We start from the raw sequence: 2,141 nt of genomic DNA, 5'->3' as shown, positions 1-2,141 counted from the left end.
CGTTATGGGCGATCTGCACAAGATTGTCGATCTTGGTGCCCTGGCCGATGATCGTATCGGACATGGCGCCGCGATCGACGGTGGTGTTGGAGCCGATCTCGACGTCGTCTTGAATGACGACACGGCCGATCTGCGGCACGCGTTCGGGTCCCTTGGCGCCGCCGACGAAGCCAAAACCATCCTGGCCGATCCTGGCACCGCCATGGATGATGACGCGGTTGCCGATCAAGGCATACTGGATGCTGGCGCCCGGACCGACATAGCCGTCACGGCCAATCTGGCAGGACTGGCCGATGACGGCATTGGGCGCGATGACGGTACCGCTGCCGATCGAAGCACCCGGCCCGATGACCGCGCCGGCCTCAATGACGGCACCGGATTCGACATGTGCGGTCACATCGACATGAGCATGCGGCGAGACGCCGGTTTCGCTGGTCATCGGCCCTGGCGTCGCCGCCCTTGGAAACAGCAGGCGCCCGACAAATGCGAAGGCCTGTTGCGGACGCGGATGAACCAGAACGGCAACGCCGGCCGGCGCCTTGCCGGCAAATTCCGCCGGGCACAGGACCGCGGCCGCCCGCAGCGACGGCATCAGCGCGGAATTACGCTTGCCGTCGACAAAGACGAGCGCATTCTCGCCGCCATCGCTCGCCGGCGCGAGTGCCTCGATCGAAATATCGGAGTGGCCGGAATCGACAAGCACCGAGCCGGTCAGATTCGCGACTTCGCCCGCCGTATACCGGCGTGATGGCGCGAAGAACACCGGATCGGTCATTCCAGAAGCTATATCCAGCTAGGTCGGAACATTTCTCCCGGACCTGAAAGACCCGGGAGCATCGTTAACCGCCGATCAGAAGCGGGTCGATATGCCGAAGTTGAATTCCTGCACGTCGTCGCGCGCTTCCTTCTTGACCGGGATCGCATAGTCGATACGGATCGGGCCGAACGGCGATGCCCACATCAGGCCGAGACCAACCGAGGCACGCAGCTTCATGCCGACCGAGTCTTGAACGACTCCAGCGGTATCGACCTTGCTGCCATAGAGTGTTGCAGCATCTGCGAAGACAGCGCCACGCAAGCCAAAGCTTTCCGGGACGACCGGCAACGGAAACTGCGCTTCCGCGGAGGCGTTGAAATAGGTCGTGCCGCCGAGATGGTCACCCGTATTGACGTCCACAGGACCAATGCCACCATAAGCAAAGCCGCGGATCATGCGGTCGGTGCTCTGGAACTGATCGAAAATCCGCAAACCGCCACTGCCGTACCCCTCGACATGGCCCGCGCCGGCTGAAACGAGCCCGACCAGATCAAATTGCTCTGACAGCGTCTGGTATACACTGCCCCGCCCAGTAACCTTTACAAACTTCGCATCGCCGCCGAGACCAGCCACCTCCACCGACGTAGTGGCGTAGATACCTTCATGCGGATTCTTCATGTCGTCGATGGTGTTGTAAACCAGACCGAGGCTAACCGACGACTTGATCCATGGGCTTTCCGCAATACCCTGCTTAATCGCTGTAGAGAGGTCGCAATCGCCAAGAATACCATCAGCGTTATCATCGCAACTGTTGTCGTATTTATACTTTTCTTGCGCGATATTATACGCAAGCTGGGTCGAGATGCTGTTGGTGATCGGCAAGCCGAAGCGCACCGTTGCGCCCAGGGTATCGCTGTCGTAATGATCGTAATTTCTCGTCTGCTTGAAGACGTCGAAGCCCGCAGCGATACGCCGTCCGAGGAAGTACGGCTCTGTAAACGAAATGCTGTAGTCGCGCGAATTCTTGCCACCGCCCGCCGATAGCTTGATGAACTGGCCACGGCCGAGGAAATTGCGCTCGGTGATCGATCCTTCGACGGACGGGCCGGCCGTGTCGCCACCGGTCGAATAACCGGCGCCGACGGAGAATTCACCGGTCGACTTCTCGACAACGTCGACCACCAGCACGACCTGGTCGGGCTGCGAGCCCGGCACTGTCGAAATATCGACTTTGTCAAAGTAATTGAGGGCTTCCAGGCGCTTTTTCGCGCGCTGGATGAGCACCTGATTGAAGGCATCGCCTTCGCTGACGTCGAACTCACGGCGAATGACATAGTCACGCGTGCGGTCGTTGCCGCGGATCTCGATGCGCTCGATATAGGCC

At 60.1% G+C, this 2,141-nt stretch carries 2 protein-coding genes; both read right to left on the bottom strand.

Translation table 11 applies throughout. From position 1 onward, the window contains the following. A partial coding sequence (locus EN935_RS32600; protein ID WP_127374051.1) for a UDP-3-O-(3-hydroxymyristoyl)glucosamine N-acyltransferase occupies positions 1-775 on the bottom strand: 775 nt, incomplete at its 3' end. Positions 776-850: 75 nt separating this feature from the next. Continuing rightward, a partial coding sequence (gene bamA / locus EN935_RS32595) for an outer membrane protein assembly factor BamA (protein WP_127374050.1) occupies positions 851-2,141 on the bottom strand: 1,291 nt, incomplete at its 5' end.

Origin of the sequence: Mesorhizobium sp. M7D.F.Ca.US.004.03.1.1 (assembly GCF_003998635.1) — a bacterium.
Lineage (GTDB): Bacteria > Pseudomonadota > Alphaproteobacteria > Rhizobiales > Rhizobiaceae > Mesorhizobium > Mesorhizobium loti.
The sequence above is the reverse complement of the archived record's forward strand: the minus strand, read 5'-3'. Positions and strand labels throughout refer to the sequence as shown.